This window comes from Ensifer sp. Root31, from assembly GCF_001424825.1.
Classification (GTDB): Bacteria; Pseudomonadota; Alphaproteobacteria; order Rhizobiales; family Rhizobiaceae; genus Ensifer; species Ensifer canadensis.
In genome coordinates, this window is record NZ_LMCO01000012.1 from 259,073 (window position 1) to 274,017 (window position 14,945).

Consider the following 14,945-nt stretch of genomic DNA (forward strand, 5'->3'; position numbering starts at 1 on the left):
TTGCGCTGCAACAAACGGAGGTGCGTTTGTTCCTGTAAAACAGTCGCATAGCGCAAGCGAAGGAGCCGTCATGCCGACACTCAGGATCGATCCGCCGTTGGTCGCAACGCTTGGGGAACTTCTTGAACTTGCCGTCAGGCTTGAGCGCGAAGCCATCGACGGCTACGTCATGCTCGCAAAACGCATGCGCCGCGAAAATCGAGCCGATCTAGCGGATCTGTTCGAAGGGCTTGCAGCTGATGAGCGCGGACATCTCGATATGGTTTCCGCTTGGATTGAAGAGGCGAACCCACCTGTAGGTCCGGCACGGATTTTCGCCGCGACAGACAATGCAGGTATGTTTGACGATGGGGATGCGCTTATCGTGGCCCCGGAACTGCTCAACGCCTACAGGGCTTTTTCAGTCGCCGTGCGCAACGAGGAGCAGGCGTTCATGCTTTGGAGCTATGTGGCGGCGGATGCGGCTTCCACCGAAATCAGACAGGCAGCAGAACGCATGGCGCTGGAGGAACTCGGCCATGTCCGCATCCTGCGCAAAGCCAGGCGAACAGCGTTTCACGACCTGCGGAGCCATCGATTAATCGTTGCTGACGACCTGGCGGCGGTTGAAACGCAGCTTGCCGATTGGCTGGAAATGAACGCAGGCGATGCAAGGGCAGAGGGCACCGCGTCATGGTCGTCCCTTTCAACTGATGCCCGGCAAAGAGCCCGCCAGATGATCGATGTTCCCTTCGCCGCCCCCTTGGGTTTAGCGCCACTGCCTGAGGGGGGCACGATTTCGGCGATGGTGCTCTGCGAGTTCCTGCTTGAGCGTTATCTCGACCTGTCCGAGCGTGAGGGCGACGATGGTCTGCGGCAACGCGCGCAGACCTTTGCAGCAGCCACGATCGATTGTTTGCAGGCCCTCCGTGGCAGAGCGAAGAAGAATGCGGCAACGCTTGCGACCTCGCCACAATGAACTTGCGTTTCGACAAAGAACGATCGGCCGAACTACCGCAACGTCTCTCCTGACATAACCTTCCGGGCATTGAGGAGAGCACATTGACGGAATTGAACTTGAACTTGGACGCCACCGTCGGGACGATTGCATGCGAACTTCCGGGTGCAGCCGAACTCTTCAGACAGCATGGAATCGGTTTTTGCTGCGATGGCGATGTCTCGCTTGGTGATGCGGCGGCCGATGCCGGAGTTGTGGCGAGCGACCTGCTTGACCGCCTTCGGGCACTCGAGCAAGCTGCAAGGCGCGATGCGCCGGACGGCACCAACGAGCTTATCGCTCATATTCTGGAGCGATATCACCAGACACACCGAAACGACCTCGAATGGCTGATCCCGCTTGCGCAGAAAGTGGAACACGTTCACGCCGCCCATAGCAGCGCGCCGATGGGCCTTGCGAAGGCGCTTGTCGACCTTCAAGACCAACTGATCCCCCACATGGCCCGCGAGGAACTCGCCCTCTTTCCGATGATGCGCCACGAGCCGGACCCCGATATCGAGCACTTGATAGGCAGAATGCGAGACGATCATGCGTGCGAAGGCCAAAGCCTAGCCACCATCGAGCATCTCACCCACGGGTTTGCACTTCCAGACGGCGCCTGCCGATCCTGGACGGCTCTTTACGTCGGTCTTCAAAAGTTTTCCGAGGACTTGGTCACGCATATGCATCTGGAAAACAAGGTTTTGTTTCCGCGCTTTTCCAGCGTTGAGGACGTAGCGTCTCCGTCATGACATCTTCCATCGGTGGACAGATGGTCGCGACCGATATCGGCGTGGCGCTGTTATCGTTGCGAATTCGTTGTCGCTCTGCCTCGCTCTACCGGGCGGGGCGGCAGTTCTGGTTGAGGTGTCGGGTGGACCGGTCCTAACGAACCGGAGACTTTGGTTTCCTCTGGCTCCCGTTGCATTAAATTCCAGGCAACTGGCAGGGCTCGGTGTATTGTTTCACAAGCTCGCCAAGTGCAATTCTCCGCGGTCGGGATGACTGTATCAAACGCGCAAAATGGATCTGCTGGAAACGGCAGCATGAGCGATCTTTGAAGCAGGGGTTGCCGGCATTGAGCGGCGTAAATTGCGAAAACAGCTGGTGATCGCAATACCTTTGGGTCGCTCGACCGATTACGTCTCGGTTTTCTTCCGCTTTCTTTGAGATATCTCTTCTACCGGCTACCGGACCGAACTCTCTCACAACTGCAACTGAACTCGGATCATTTGAGCCTCGTCTCAAATGGCCAACGTTCGTTGCGAACTTGCCGCCGGGGGCCAGTATTCTCGCCGCTGGCCGTACGGCATCGGGCGAACCTGTCCGTCATTTTTAATAATCTGTCATACAGATTTGACAAAGCTGTGATGATCTGTCTAAGTATGTGTCATACAGAATGGTGCGGGGAGCCGGCCACTTTCGCATACCGGAGGAACAATGATCATCACCGACGTCGATGTGCGAGTCTTCCGCACGACCACGCGCCGCCATTCGGACAGTGCTGGCCACGCGCATCCAGGCCGGCCGCATCAGGTGGAGCAGGCAATTCTGACCATTCGCACGGAAGACGGCCATGAAGGGCACTCCTTCACCGCGCCGGAAATTGTTCGTCCGCACCTGATCGATAAGTTCGTGAAGAAGGTTCTTATCGGCAAGGACCATCGTGATCGAGAAAAGCTGTGGCAGGACCTCGCCCACTGGCAGCGGGGCTCAGCCGCGCAGCTCACCGATCGCACGCTTGCGGCTGTCGATTGTGCGCTGTGGGATCTTGCAGGCAGGACGCTCAACCAACCTGTATACAAGTTGATCGGCGCTTACCGCGACAAGGTACTGGCCTATGGCTCCATCATGTGCGGCGATGAACTGGACGGCGGCCTGGCGACGCCGGACGATTACGGCCGTTTTGGCGAAACGCTGGTCAAGCGCGGCTACAAGGGCATCAAACTACACACCTGGATGCCGCCGGTCAGTTGGGCGCCGGATGTTAAGATGGATATCAAGGCCTGTGCTGCCGTGCGCGAAGCGGTGGGTCCGGATATCCGTCTGATGATCGACGCCTTCCACTGGTATTCCCGTACGGATGCGCTCGAACTTGGGCGGGGCTTGGAAAAGCTCGGCTTCGACTGGATCGAGGAGCCGATGGACGAGCAGTCGCTGTCTTCCTACAAGTGGCTTGCCGACAATCTCGACATTCCTGTGGTCGGGCCGGAAAGTGCCGCGGGCAAGCATTGGCATCGCGCCGAGTGGATCAAGGCCGGTGCCTGCGACATACTTCGCACCGGCGTCAACGACGTCGGCGGCATAACCCCTGCGCTCAAGACCATGCATCTCGCTGAAGCTTTCGGCATGGAATGCGAGGTGCACGGCAACACTGCGATGAACCTGCATGTGGTCGCCGCCACCAAAAACTGCCGCTGGTACGAACGCGGCCTGCTGCACCCGTTCCTCGAATATGATGATGGCCACGATTATCTGAAGTCACTTTCCGACCCGATGGATGGGGACGGCTACGTCCACGTGCCTGATCGCCCCGGGCTCGGCGAGGATATCGATTTCGACTTCATCGACAACAACCGCGCGCGATGACAGTGAGGTGATTGGGCAATGAAGACAGTTCTCGCCTTTGGCGACAGCCTGACCTGGGGGGCGGACCCTGCAACTGGGCTGCGTCATCCGCCCGAGGGCCGCTGGCCCGAGGTTCTCGACCGGGAACTTGGTGACGCGGCGGCGATCATATCGGAAGGGCTCGGTGGCCGCACCACCTGCTATGACGATCATGCCGGGCCCGCGTGTCGCAATGGCGCCAAGGCGTTGGAAGTGGCGCTTGCCAGCCATATGCCGCTCGATCTCGTGATCATCATGCTTGGGACCAATGATATCAAGCCGGTGCACGGAGGTCGTGCGGAGGGTGCAGTTTCCGGCATGCGCCGCCTGGCGCAGATCGTGGACACATTTCCGTACAAGCCGAGTGGCGCGAAACCGAAGCTTCTGATCGTTGCGCCACCACCCTGTTCGCCCGGTCCAGATGGACACCCGGCGGCTGGCAGAAGCGTAGCAGAATCCGAGCGGCTTGCCCCGCTTTACCACAAACTCGCCTGCGAACTCGGGCACGCGTTCTTCGATGCCGGCGCGGTTGCCCGTGGATCACAGGTCGATGGTGTGCATCTGGAAGCCGCGGCGACCGCAGCCGTTGGCCGGGCGCTCGCCGCGCCCGTCGGCGCAATTCTTGGCTGATCCGTCCCAACACCTGCGGAGGAGCAGGCAGGCGGATCATGAAACTGGTAGGCCGAAATCCGCATGGACGGCCGCAAAAGGAGGAAGCATGAGACACTTTTTTGCAACGGCCGCCCTCGGCGTGCTGCTCACCACAGCCTCGCCGATTGGCGTGTTCGCCGAGACACCGGCCGACCAATTGGTCGTCGCCACGACCATGAGCAACATCCTGACGCTGGATCCCGCTGCCATTACCGGCCGCGAGACCGTACAGGTGCTCAACAACATCTATGACACTTTGGTCGTCCTTTCGCCGCAAGACCGTAGCGTTCAGCCTCGCCTCGCCGAACGCTGGGAGATCGCCGAGGATCGCAAGTCGATCCGCTTCCACCTGCGCGGCGATGCAAAATTTGCTTCGGGCAATCCTGTCACGGCCGGCGACGTCGCCTGGAGCCTGAAGCGGCTGCTTGCCCGCAACCTGGCGCAGTCATCTTTCCTCAAGTCGCGTGGCTTCACGCTTGAGAATGCCGACAAGGCGTTGGTCGCTGAAGACGACCACACCTTCGTGATTCATCTGCAGAAGCCCGACGACCCGAACCTGTTGCTGATGATCCTTGCGCAGAATGGCCCTGGCTCCATTCTGGACAGCAAGGTCGCGCTCGAGAACGAGAAGGACGGCGACCTCGGTGCTGGTTGGCTGACGCTGAATTCCGCTGGTTCAGGTCCCTTTACACTGACGCAGTGGAAGTCGAACGAATACATCATCCTCACACGCAACGATGACTATTGGGGTGAAAAGGCCGCGATGAAGCGCGTGTTGATGCGCCACTTGCCGGAATCCCAGTCGCAGCGGCTGCTGTTGGAAAAAGGCGACATAGACGTCGCCTATTCTCTGCAGGCACCGGACCTCAAATCGCTGGAGGCCGACAAGGCGATTGTCATCGAATCGACGCCGGGTTCAGGTTTCTACTACCTCAGCGTTTCGATGAAGGATGAGCGTTTTGCCAACAAGAAGGTCCGCGAGGCGCTGCGCTACCTCATCGACTATGAAGGCCTCGACAAGGCGGTCATGCCCTATTACGGCAAGCTGCATCAGCGTCCGTTGTCGTCCGGCGTGCTCGGCGCCCTTCCGGACGAGGGCTACAAGTTGGACGTGGAAAAGGCAAAGGCGTTGCTCGCCGAAGCCGGCTATCCGAACGGTTTCAGCACCACGCTGCGGGTCCTGTCCGAAGATCCGTTCATGAAGGCGGCGACGGCGATCCAGAACACGCTCGGCCAGGCCGGCATCCAGGCGGAGCTCATCAGCGGTTCGGGTGACCAGATTTACGGCGCAATGCGGGAGAGAAACTTCGAATTGCTGGTCGGCCGCGGCGGCGGCGGTCAGCAGCCGCATCCGGACAACAACCTGCGCTCCATCGCCTACAATCCTGACAATTCCGACGAGGCGAAGCTGACCAACTACCAGAGCTGGCGCACCAGCTTCTACGACGAGAAGCTGAACAAGCTGATCGAGGAAGCACTGGTCGAGCGCGATCCCGCCAAGCAGGCCAAGCTCTATGAAGGCGTGCAGGCCTACATGGATGAGGCGGTGATGTCGATCCAGCCCTTCTCCGAAGTTGTCGACACTGCGGCCTATCGCAGCGACGTCAAGGGTATGATCGTCAGTCCGTGGCTTTCACGTTTCGAGGGCGTGACCAAGGAGCGCTGATACCACCACCCGTCTCATTCTCCAAAACCAAAAGGCGCGTGCTGGCACGCGCCTTTCTCGCGTTTCAATGAGGTTTGGCCCCATAATGGCTCCAGAGGTGTGGCGTTGCTCGACGGACAAGCATCTCCCCCATGCAAGTGGTTTTCCCACGGGCCGGAGTGGCCCGATGGGGCGCCTTTTTACCTGTCGGGAGCCGCCCGACATCCATCGGCAAGCAATGACGCCAGGACACGCTTTTCCATCCGAGGCGATGTTCCAGACTCAGCAGTACTAAAAGGTAACCGATGTTCTGCAACCTTGCGGACGTCACGTCGAGCTTGACCTTTAGGTTGCAGGTGAGCCCCTTCGCCGGAATTGTCCTCCCTCAAGCCAAGGGGGGCTCATGCCAAAGGTCGTTGGAATAGGCGGTGTGTTCTTCAGGGCAGCGGACCCGGCTGGGCTGGCCGAATGGTATTGGTGTTGATGACCTGCACAAGTCCGTGTGGCAGCAAGAGGCAGGAATGACAATTTTTGGGCCCTTCTCTGAGAACACCGACTATTTGGGACGAAGAGAACAACAATGGATGATCAATTTCAGGGTAGATGATCTGGAAGGGCTCATTTCAAACCTCACGGCGAGCGGGATCGCGGTGGAAACGCGAGCCGAGTGGAACTCGGAAGTCGGTCGCTTTGCCCGGATCCACGATCCCGAGGGCAATCCGATCGAGCTCTGGGAACCAACGAAGGAGTGATGGCGAACAACCCGCCATTCCATGCTCGGTGAGTGTCCTGACGTTTGATTTTGACCAGGGCCTGCTGCCGTGACTGCTTGTGGCGCGTGGATGCCACGGAGCTTCACGCGCTGGCATCTCATCCCGTCGGCCTGTATTGCCCACGGCTTGCGCTAAGCCACGGGCCGTTGTGGGTTGTCATGTGAAGAATTGGGCTGCTGCCGATCGGCAGCGCTCTGGGCTTGCTTATGCCGCTTTCGCGTGACCGGGGAGCTGGCACGTCGAGGGCAATTTCAGACGGAGTGCCCGAGCTTCAGTTAGTCGAGCTCAGTGCGCGCTTTCGTATTCGAGTGAGGCGCCGATGAGTTCTCGGGCATAGGGGTGGGTCGCTCCGTTTCCGGGGATCGCATCGCGTGGAAGCACCTCGGTGATCTCTCCGTGGAGCATGACAGCAAAACGATCGCACATGTGGTCGACCACCGCGAGATCGTGCGTGACCATGATGTAGGTGAAACCGCGCTCCTCGCGCAGGCGCTGCAGCAGGTTCAGGATTTCCGCCTGGACGGAGACATCGAGCGCCGACGTGGGTTCGTCCAGTAGCAACAAAGAGGGCTCCAGGATGAGCGCGCGGGCAATCGCCACCCGCTGCCGCTGGCCACCGGAGAGCTGGTGTGGAAAGCGGTCGAGGAAGGAAACGGGCAGGCCGACATCGGCAATGGCCTTGCGCATGCGATCCTCGCGATCGCCGAGCTTGTGAATGACGAGTGGCTCGCTGAGCACGGTGCGTACCGACTGGCGCGGATGCAGCGAGCCGTACGGATCCTGAAACACCATCTGCAGCGTGCGGCAGCGCTCGATAAGCGGCATCTCGCGCACAGGCTTGCCGCCGATGAGGATGTCGCCCGTCCAGATATCGGTCAGCATGGAGATGCAGCGCAACACGGTGGATTTGCCCGAGCCGCTTTCTCCGACGAGACCGAAGCACTCGCCCGGGCTTACCGAGAAACTGACACTCGGCAAGACTTTGGTGGCGGTTGGTCCAGCGCCGAAGGTGATGGACACATCGCGGGTTTCGACGGAAACGGACATCAGGCTTTCTCCTCCAGCCATTCGGGTTGGCGGTCGAGCACGGCGAGAGGTGCACGCCCGCCACCGATCCTTGGTTGGGCTGCCAACAGGCCGCGAGTATAGGGGTGTTCGGCCCTGTCGAGGTCGCGGGCGGCGAGTGTTTCAACCACGCGACCGGCATACATGATGAGAACGCGGTCGCAGAAATTGCGCACAAGGTTCAGGTCGTGACTGATCATGATGAGGCCAATGCCGCGGTCGCGCACGAGGCCGTCGAGGATATTCAACACTTGAAGCCGGACGGTAACGTCGAGCGCGGAGGTGGGTTCGTCGGCGATGACGAGATCTGGGTCTGCCAAAAGCATCATCGCGATCATTACACGCTGACCCATGCCGCCGGATATTTCATGCGGGTATTGATCATAGACCCGCTTCGGGTCACGAATCTTGACGGCTTCCAGCATGGTGAGCGCCTTGTCACGGGCCTCTGCCTTCGAGCATCTGAAGTGGCGCAGATAGGTCTCTGCCACCTGGTCGCCAACACGCCGGATCGGGTTGAGCGAGAATTTGGGATCCTGGAGGATCATTGACATCCGCCGGCCACGAACCTTCAGCATCTCTTTTTCGGAGAGCGTCAGGAGGTCGAGGTTCCCAAAGCGCAACGTGTCGGCCGTGATTGTCGCGCCGGGCAGAAGACGCAAAAGAGCGCGTCCAACCGTGGACTTGCCTGAACCGGATTCTCCGACGATCCCCAACCGTTCCCGGCCAAGCGTGAAGGAAACCCCACGCACGGCCTCTGCCGGCGCGCCGCCATAGCGAATGCGGAGATTTTCGACCTCGAGTATGGATTTTTCCACGGGGCTACCTCCGATTTATCTGCTTGGGATCGAGCGCATCGCGCAATCCATCGCCGAGCAGGTTGAATGCGAGGCTGACAGACAGGATCGAGATGCCCGGGAAGGTGACGAGCCACCAACTGTCCAGCATGTACCGGCGGCCGGTTGCGATCATCGCGCCCCATTCGGGCAGCGGCGGCTGGGCGCCGAGGCCGAGGAAACCGAGGCCAGCAGCCGTGAGGATGACGGTCGCCATGTTGAGGGTCAGACGGATGAGGACCGAAGGCAAGCACATGGGCATGATCGACTTGAAGATGATGCGCGCCGGCGATGCCCCCTGAAGTCTTGCGGCAGAAATGTAATCTGCCTTGCGGAAGGTCATTGCCTCGGCGCGGGCAAGCCGTGCGATCGGTGGCCAGGAGGTAAGCGCGATGGCGACAATGGCGTTGTTGAGGCTTGGGCCTAGCGCCGCGACGAAGGCGAGCGAGAGAATGAGGCTCGGAAACGACAGGAAAATGTCGGTGATGCGCATCATCACCGTATCGATCTTGCCACCGAGATAGCCGGCGGTCGTACCGATGATCAGGCCGATGGGGCCGACGACGATCGACACGAGGAAGATGATTGTCAGCGTGATGCGGGCGCCCCAGACAAGGCGGCTGAAAATGTCGCGGCCAAGCTCGTCGGTACCGAAGACATGCCCGTTGCCCGGCGGCTGCAGCGTTTTGGCAAGATCCTGCACATAAGGGTCGTGGGTGGCGATCAAAGGTGCAAAGGCAGCTACCAGAATGAGCAGCACCAGGACGGCGAGGCCGAATGTCGAGGTCGGGCTTTTCAAAAGGAACAGCACGATGTTCTTCAATGCGTGCAACGGAGCCGGCAGGCGGAACGTAGGTTCGGTGCGGGTAGACATCAGCGTGTCCTTGGATCGAAGATGCGGTAGAGAACGTCGGACAGTAGATTGAGCCCGATGAAGATGACGCCGACGATCAATACGCAGGTCATGACGGCATTCATGTCGCCGGTGATGAGATTGTTGGTGAGATACTGACCAAAGCCCGGCCAGGCAAAGACGGTCTCGATAAGGACCGCTCCTTCGAGCAGTGAACCGTAGGCGAGCGCGATGATGGTGACGAGCTGCACCCGGATATTGACGAAGGCGTGCTGCCAGATCGTCTGATTGCGCGAAAGCCCCTTCACTCTCGCGGTCGTCACATATTCCTGCCCGAGTTGATCGAGCATGAAACTGCGGGTCATGCGGGTGATGTAGGCGGAGGAGGAATAGCCAAGTAGCGCCGCTGGCAGGATGATGTGGTTCACCGCGGACCAGAAGACGTCCATCTCGCCGGCGATCAGGCTGTCGATCAAGAGAAAGCCGGTACGCTCTTCGACGAGACCGATGTAGAACTGGTCCATCCGCCCGCTGCCGCCGACCAGCCCGAGATGGGCGTAAAAGACGATGAGCGCAATCATACCTGTCCAGAAGATCGGCATCGAATGGCCGAAAAGGCTGAAGACACGCACCACATGATCCGGCCAACGATCCTTGTTGACGGCGGCAAAGACGCCAAGCGGCACACCCAGGCCTGCTCCAATAAGGATTGCGAAAGTGGCCAGTTCGATCGTCGCCGGCATGACATGAAGGATGTCCTGTATGACCGGCTGACCGGTGCGAATAGAGGTACCGAAATTGCCGGTGAAGACATCGCCTAGGTAATATATGAACTGTTCCCAAAGAGGACGGTCCAGGCCGAGCGCGTTGTAGACCTGTTCATAGGTCTCGCGGGTCGCATCTTCTCCGACTATGGCCCGCACCGGATCAGCGGGCATGAGCCGGCCAATGAAAAAAGTCAGGAGAAGCAGGCCGAGAAGCGTGACCGCAATGGTCCCGATCTGCCCGGCCGCTCCGTAGAAGCGTATGCGACGTAAAGACATGAATCCTCCGTTTGTCATCCGCCGGAAGGTGAGGCGGTACAGGCTCCCGTCCTGTATGACAAGTTAAGGAAATCTGTCACAGGTTATGGGTACTGTCAAGCTAATCTGCTCACAGGAAGTCGTCTCGGCGGGGTGTGAAGCAGTCAATAAGTTCGCCGGTCTCCAGGCATTGGCACCCATGCTCAGTGTTTGAGGGGATGACGAGACTATCGCCGGCCTTCAATTCATGGGCTTCGCCGTCACGGAAAAAGCGGAAACGGCCACGCGAGACGTAGGTGGATTGAACGTGCGGATGGCTATGTAGTCGGCCGCTAGCGCCGCTTTCGAAGCGGAAAGATACGACCATGATCTCCGGTGAGTGCGAAAGAACTTGCCGGGTAACGCCAGTATCGGTCGAGATCGCGGGATAGGTGGGAAGGGTCATGGATGCCTCGTTGATGATGTACGACATCTCCAACATACATGCATTGCAGGCTGTATGACAAGCTAAGACAGGTTGACCTCTTCGGGGGCCAGTGTGCGCGAGCGCAGCAATACCTTGTAGCGATCCAGGCTGCCGCGAAGATGGGCGCGCATGCGCTCGCGCGCAGTGTCGCTATTGCCTTCGATAATGGCATCCACGATCAGGCCGTGCTCTTCCTGAAGGTGAAGGTTATAGTCCTTCGGGCGCGAGCCGGGAGCGGAGCCTTGCAGTTCGCCTCGAGGAATGATGCCGGACCGGATGAGCTGCAGGAATTCGGGAAAGCGACGGTTCTGCGTAGCCTCCGCGATGGCGAGATGCAGTTCGAAATCGGCGTCACGGGTGGGGCTCCCGGTGGCGAGGCATTCGCCAACGTGGTGATGGGCCTCGAGGATCGCCTCGATCTGTGCAGCAGAACGGCGCGAGGCCGCAAGCCCGGCGGACTCCACCTCAAAGACTGTCCTAAGCTCCAAAAGCTCTATGACCGAGGAAATGCGCTCGGTGGTCAGGTCCTTGAATGGTTGTTTCTTGTCTTCGAGCGTCTGCAGCGCGAAGATGCCGGCGCCCTTGCGCGCTTCCACCAGGCCGTCGGCGCGAAGGATTGCAATTGCTTCGCGCACTACGGTGCGGCTCACGGAATATTCGCGTGTGAGCGCACTTTCGCTCGGAAGCCGGTCGCCGGGCTGGAAGACGCCTTCGGTCAGGTCGCGACGCAGATCGGCGCTGATCTTTGCCGCCAGCGACGTGCCTCTCGCGTGATTGTTTTGGGCTTCCATTGCTGCTTCACCTGCATTGAACCTGTCTGGCATGTTATCGGTTATCTGTCCGAATGCAAGGGCAGGCTGTCTAAACCTGTACCTCAGCGAAGCACTCGTAGCATGGCGCGGTACCGCGCCTGACTGTTCTTCAGGTGAGCGCGCATGGCTGAGCGGGCCTGTGTCTCGTCGCCATTTTGAATGGCGACGAGGATCGCTTCATGTTCGTCCACGAGCCGCTCGATATCGACCAAGGGCAGCGTCGTCTCCTCACCGTTCTCGGTCACCGCCCGGCGCGGAATAAGCGTCGGACCGAGCATCTGCAGGAATTCTGCGAAGCGCGGGTTGTTGGTGGCCTGAGCAATCGCGAGGTGGAAGGCAAAATCGGCCTCTGCGCTCGGTCGGCCTTCCGCGGAACTCGTGCGGAAAGCATCGAAGGCCTCGATGATCTTTTCCTCCTGCCCGGGCGAGCGGCGAAGCGCCGCAAGGGCTGCAGCATCTCCTTCTACGGCGGTGCGAAGTTCGAGCATCTCGATCAGCGAAGATACGCGCGCCAGATCGACATTTTGAAACGGACGGCGGGTGGCAAGCGTTGGAGCGAGAACAAAGACGCCCGCTCCTTGGCGTGGCTCCACCAGTCCGTCAGAACGTAGTGCTGCAATTGCCTCGCGCACGACCGTGCGGCTCACACCGAATTCCTGCGTCAGTTGGGCCTCGGAGGGCAGCCGATCACCCGGCTTGTGATGACCCTTGGACATGCGTGCGCGAAGCGCGTCTGCAACCTTGACCACCAGCGTCGTGGTTGGCAGCGGAGCCGGTTCGTGGGTGGTCACTTTCGTCATGCGTGCCGCCATTCGGTGAATAAGGCGGGAATCCGCCGTTGATTGTGGATACGCCATTGCCCCACAACGGCGCAATCCGTGCCTAGATCGATTTGAGGTCGTCCGGCTGCAGCTCCTCAGGCAGGTTCTGGTAGCAGACGGGCCTGAGGAACCTTCGGATGGAAAGGGTTCCAACGGACGTTGCGCCGAAGTTTGTGGATGCCGGATAGGGGCCGCCGTGGACCATGGCATCGCAGACTTCGACCCCGGTCGGGTAACCATTTGCCAGAACACGACCCGCCTTGCGCTCCAGGATCGCCAACAGACTGCGTGCAACTTGAGTGTCGCCCGCATCAAGATGCAACGTGGCGGTAAGCTGGCCATTGAAGCTCTTTGCTACGGCAATCATCTCCTCGATAGTCTCGACCGTCACAATAAGGCCGAGCGGACCGAACACTTCTTCGGAAAGTAGATGGTTGGAGAGCCAGTCCTCGGCGGAAACGCGGAAGAGGAAGGGTGTGGCGTCGCGCTGGTCGCAGGTGGTGGTCAAGACCTCGCGCACACCGGCGCCGGCAGCGATGCGCATGCTTCCCTCGCGATAGGCTTTGGCCATGCCGTCAGTCAGCATCACCTGCGGACCGACCCCTGAGAGCGCGGAACGGGTCGCTTCGGCGAACGCGTCGGCCTGATCGGAAAAGATAATGGCGATGCCCGGATTGGTGCAGAATTGCCCGGCGCCGATCGTCAGCGAACTCGCCCACCCTTTTGCGATTTCCGCGCCGCGGGCTTTCAGCGCTTCCGGCAGGATGAACATCGGGTTCACCGAGCCCAGTTCGCCGAAGAAGGGAATGGGTTCGGGACGTGAGACGCAGAGATCGAAGAGCGCGCGACCGCCGGCAAGCGAACCGGTAAAGCCGACCGCTTTGACGAGCGGATGCGTGACGAGTGCGGTGCCGACATCGCGACGACCGCCTTGGATCAAAGAGAAGACGCCCGGGTGGAGGCCAAGTCTCCTGATGGCGGCATCGGCGGCTTCCGCCACGATCTCACTTGTGCCGGGATGGGCGGAGTGACCCTTGACGATGACCGGACACCCGGCGGCAAGCGCAGAGGCGGTGTCGCCGCCCATCGTCGAGAAGGCAAGCGGGAAGTTGGAAGCGCCGAACACGGCGACCGGGCCGATTGGGCGCTGCATCAAACGAATATCCGGTCGGGGCAGGGGGGTGCGGTTCGGCAGCGCCTCGTCATGGCGCCTGTCCAGATGTTCGCCCTTGCGGATGTGGGAAGCGAAGAGGCGCAGCTGACCCGTGGTGCGGCCGCGCTCGCCTTCGAGGCGGGCGGCGGGCAAGCCGGTTTCCGAGGCGCCGATCTCAGTGATCTTGGTCCCACGGACCTCGATTTCGTCGGCAATGGTGTCGAGGAGGGCAGCGCGCGTCTCGCGGGACGAATAACCGTAGGACCAGAAGGCTTCCTCGGCGGATTCGGCCGCCGTGTTGACCAGTTCGACGGTGCCGACGGAAAAGTCAAAGGCATCGCCGTGGGCGGGCTCGCTGCGGAATTTGATCTGCGCTGCGCGCCATTCGCCGGCGATCAGGTGTTTGCCATGTGGCTCATAGGTCATTTCTTACTCCTTGAATATCGGATTGTTTACGAAGTCGCCGCCCTGGAAACGTGTCGTCGGGTCGCTCGGGTCGGGCCTCGGGGTGAGGGCCTCAATGTGGGTGCGATGGGCCTCGGCATTGTCTTTGGGCTTCCAGCCCAGCCAGCCAAGATGCGAGTTGTCCCACCAGCCGGCGTCGTTGGCCGAGCTGCCCCAGATGACCGGGCAGCCAAGGGTCGACACGCGGAAAATTGCCTCGATCATCGAAGCGAAATCGTCGTGAGAGAGAAAGGTCGACAGCATTCGATAGTTCGTTGGCTCGAGCGTACAGGAGCCGATGCGTACCAGGGCGGTTTCTTGGCCAAATTTGTCGAAGTACAGGCGAGCGAGGGCCTCGCCGAAGCATTTGGAGACCCCATAGAGTCCGTCCGGGCGGTATGGGGCGTCTGGCCCGAGCCGCTCGGTCTGCGGATAGTAGCCGATCGTGTGGTTGGAACTCGCAAAGACGATGCGGGGCTGACCGTGAGAGCGTGCAGCTTCATAAAGATTGTAAAGGCCGACAATATTGCCGGCAAGGATCTGGTCGAAGGGCCGTTCGACGGAAACGCCGCCAAGGTGGACGATGCCGTCGCAGCCGGCGACCATCTCATGGACTGCTGCTGCGTCAGAAAGATCGCAGGACATGCACTCCTCATCGCGCTCGGGCGGGTCAAGCCGAGCAAGATCCGCAAGGCGAATTGTATCGGCGAGAGGCGCAAGCCGTTTGCGCATGACCCGGCCCAGCTGGCCCGCCGCGCCGGTGATCAAAAGGCGTCTCATTTGGGGTATTCCTTTGCGAATTGCCGCATTGCCAGGCACGG

Annotated in this window: 14 protein-coding genes and 1 pseudogene; 6 read left to right on the top strand and 9 right to left on the bottom strand. The window is 60.2% G+C overall.

From position 1 onward, the window contains the following. The first annotated feature begins 97 nt into the window (after nucleotides 1-97). The 6 genes and pseudogenes from ASD00_RS13120 to ASD00_RS13145 all read left to right on the top strand — a co-directional run bounded on the left by ASD00_RS13120 (nucleotide 98) and on the right by ASD00_RS13145 (nucleotide 6,631). A complete protein-coding gene (locus tag ASD00_RS13120; protein ID WP_225906217.1) occupies nucleotides 98-958 on the top strand; it encodes a ferritin family protein in 861 nt (286 codons plus the stop codon). 98 nt (nucleotides 959-1,056) lie between these two features. Further along, nucleotides 1,057-1,728 (top strand): iron-sulfur cluster repair di-iron protein, encoded by a 672-nt coding sequence (gene ric / locus ASD00_RS13125; protein WP_348272065.1) that lies wholly within the window; start codon nucleotides 1,057-1,059, stop codon nucleotides 1,726-1,728. Nucleotides 1,729-2,416: 688 nt separating this feature from the next. Then, entirely contained in the window at nucleotides 2,417-3,565 is a 1,149-nt protein-coding gene (locus ASD00_RS13130; RefSeq protein WP_025430416.1) for a mandelate racemase family protein, read from the top strand. Between the two features lie 18 nt (nucleotides 3,566-3,583). Continuing rightward, nucleotides 3,584-4,213, top strand: coding sequence for an SGNH/GDSL hydrolase family protein (locus tag ASD00_RS13135; RefSeq protein WP_025430415.1), 630 nt, complete (start codon nucleotides 3,584-3,586; stop codon nucleotides 4,211-4,213). Nucleotides 4,214-4,301: 88 nt separating this feature from the next. Next, nucleotides 4,302-5,900: an ABC transporter substrate-binding protein gene (locus tag ASD00_RS13140; protein ID WP_057207030.1), complete on the top strand. Its 1,599-nt coding sequence runs from the start codon at nucleotides 4,302-4,304 to the stop codon at nucleotides 5,898-5,900. Nucleotides 5,901-6,282: 382 nt separating this feature from the next. Continuing rightward, nucleotides 6,283-6,631 (top strand): annotated as a pseudogene (locus ASD00_RS13145) (VOC family protein). A gap of 306 nt (nucleotides 6,632-6,937) precedes the next feature. Here the strand turns inward: ASD00_RS13145 and ASD00_RS13150 are convergent. The 9 genes from ASD00_RS13150 to ASD00_RS13190 all read right to left on the bottom strand — a co-directional run bounded on the left by ASD00_RS13150 (nucleotide 6,938) and on the right by ASD00_RS13190 (nucleotide 14,904). Beyond that, on the bottom strand, nucleotides 6,938-7,699 hold the full coding sequence (locus ASD00_RS13150) for an ABC transporter ATP-binding protein (RefSeq protein ID WP_057207032.1): 762 nt from the start codon (nucleotides 7,697-7,699) through the stop codon (nucleotides 6,938-6,940). Then, a complete protein-coding gene (locus tag ASD00_RS13155) occupies nucleotides 7,699-8,535 on the bottom strand; it encodes an ABC transporter ATP-binding protein (protein WP_025430412.1) in 837 nt (278 codons plus the stop codon). Before ASD00_RS13155 ends, ASD00_RS13150 begins: the two co-directional genes overlap by 1 nt. Before the next feature lie 4 nt (nucleotides 8,536-8,539). Further along, nucleotides 8,540-9,427, bottom strand: a complete 888-nt coding sequence (locus tag ASD00_RS13160; RefSeq protein ID WP_025430411.1) for an ABC transporter permease — start codon at nucleotides 9,425-9,427, stop codon at nucleotides 8,540-8,542. Then, nucleotides 9,427-10,449, bottom strand: a complete 1,023-nt coding sequence (locus ASD00_RS13165; protein WP_025430410.1) for an ABC transporter permease — start codon at nucleotides 10,447-10,449, stop codon at nucleotides 9,427-9,429. The genes ASD00_RS13160 and ASD00_RS13165 overlap by 1 nt, the downstream gene beginning before the upstream one ends. 109 nt (nucleotides 10,450-10,558) lie before the next feature. Then, the gene (locus ASD00_RS13170; RefSeq protein ID WP_057207316.1) at nucleotides 10,559-10,873 is read right to left on the bottom strand and encodes a cupin domain-containing protein; all 315 of its coding nucleotides are present in this window, start codon (nucleotides 10,871-10,873) and stop codon (nucleotides 10,559-10,561) included. A 62-nt stretch (nucleotides 10,874-10,935) separates the two neighbouring features. After that, on the bottom strand, nucleotides 10,936-11,685 hold the full coding sequence (locus tag ASD00_RS13175; protein ID WP_057207033.1) for a FadR/GntR family transcriptional regulator: 750 nt from the start codon (nucleotides 11,683-11,685) through the stop codon (nucleotides 10,936-10,938). Between the two features lie 83 nt (nucleotides 11,686-11,768). Continuing rightward, nucleotides 11,769-12,506, bottom strand: coding sequence for a FadR/GntR family transcriptional regulator (locus ASD00_RS13180; protein WP_057207317.1), 738 nt, complete (start codon nucleotides 12,504-12,506; stop codon nucleotides 11,769-11,771). Nucleotides 12,507-12,588: 82 nt separating this feature from the next. Then, on the bottom strand, nucleotides 12,589-14,106 hold the full coding sequence (locus ASD00_RS13185) for an aldehyde dehydrogenase (NADP(+)) (protein WP_057207036.1): 1,518 nt from the start codon (nucleotides 14,104-14,106) through the stop codon (nucleotides 12,589-12,591). Between the two features lie 3 nt (nucleotides 14,107-14,109). Next, a complete protein-coding gene (locus tag ASD00_RS13190) occupies nucleotides 14,110-14,904 on the bottom strand; it encodes an NAD(P)-dependent oxidoreductase (protein ID WP_057207038.1) in 795 nt (264 codons plus the stop codon). Between the last annotated feature and the right edge of the window lie 41 nt (nucleotides 14,905-14,945).

Excerpts from the sequence above, each read along its gene's own strand:
- ASD00_RS13135 (WP_025430415.1), top strand. The coding sequence starts at position 3,584 with ATGAAGACAGTTCTCGCCTTTGGCGACAGCCTGACCTGGGGGGCGGAC.
- ASD00_RS13185 (WP_057207036.1), bottom strand. The coding sequence starts at position 14,106 with ATGACCTATGAGCCACATGGCAAACACCTGATCGCCGGCGAATGGCGC.
- ASD00_RS13140 (WP_057207030.1), top strand. The coding sequence starts at position 4,302 with ATGAGACACTTTTTTGCAACGGCCGCCCTCGGCGTGCTGCTCACCACA.
- ASD00_RS13165 (WP_025430410.1), bottom strand. The coding sequence starts at position 10,449 with ATGTCTTTACGTCGCATACGCTTCTACGGAGCGGCCGGGCAGATCGGG.
- ASD00_RS13170 (WP_057207316.1), bottom strand. The coding sequence starts at position 10,873 with ATGACCCTTCCCACCTATCCCGCGATCTCGACCGATACTGGCGTTACC.
- ASD00_RS13150 (WP_057207032.1), bottom strand. The coding sequence starts at position 7,699 with ATGTCCGTTTCCGTCGAAACCCGCGATGTGTCCATCACCTTCGGCGCT.
- ASD00_RS13190 (WP_057207038.1), bottom strand. The coding sequence starts at position 14,904 with ATGAGACGCCTTTTGATCACCGGCGCGGCGGGCCAGCTGGGCCGGGTC.
- ASD00_RS13160 (WP_025430411.1), bottom strand. The coding sequence starts at position 9,427 with ATGTCTACCCGCACCGAACCTACGTTCCGCCTGCCGGCTCCGTTGCAC.
- ASD00_RS13130 (WP_025430416.1), top strand. The coding sequence starts at position 2,417 with ATGATCATCACCGACGTCGATGTGCGAGTCTTCCGCACGACCACGCGC.
- ASD00_RS13175 (WP_057207033.1), bottom strand. The coding sequence starts at position 11,685 with ATGGAAGCCCAAAACAATCACGCGAGAGGCACGTCGCTGGCGGCAAAG.
- ASD00_RS13180 (WP_057207317.1), bottom strand. The coding sequence starts at position 12,506 with ATGACGAAAGTGACCACCCACGAACCGGCTCCGCTGCCAACCACGACG.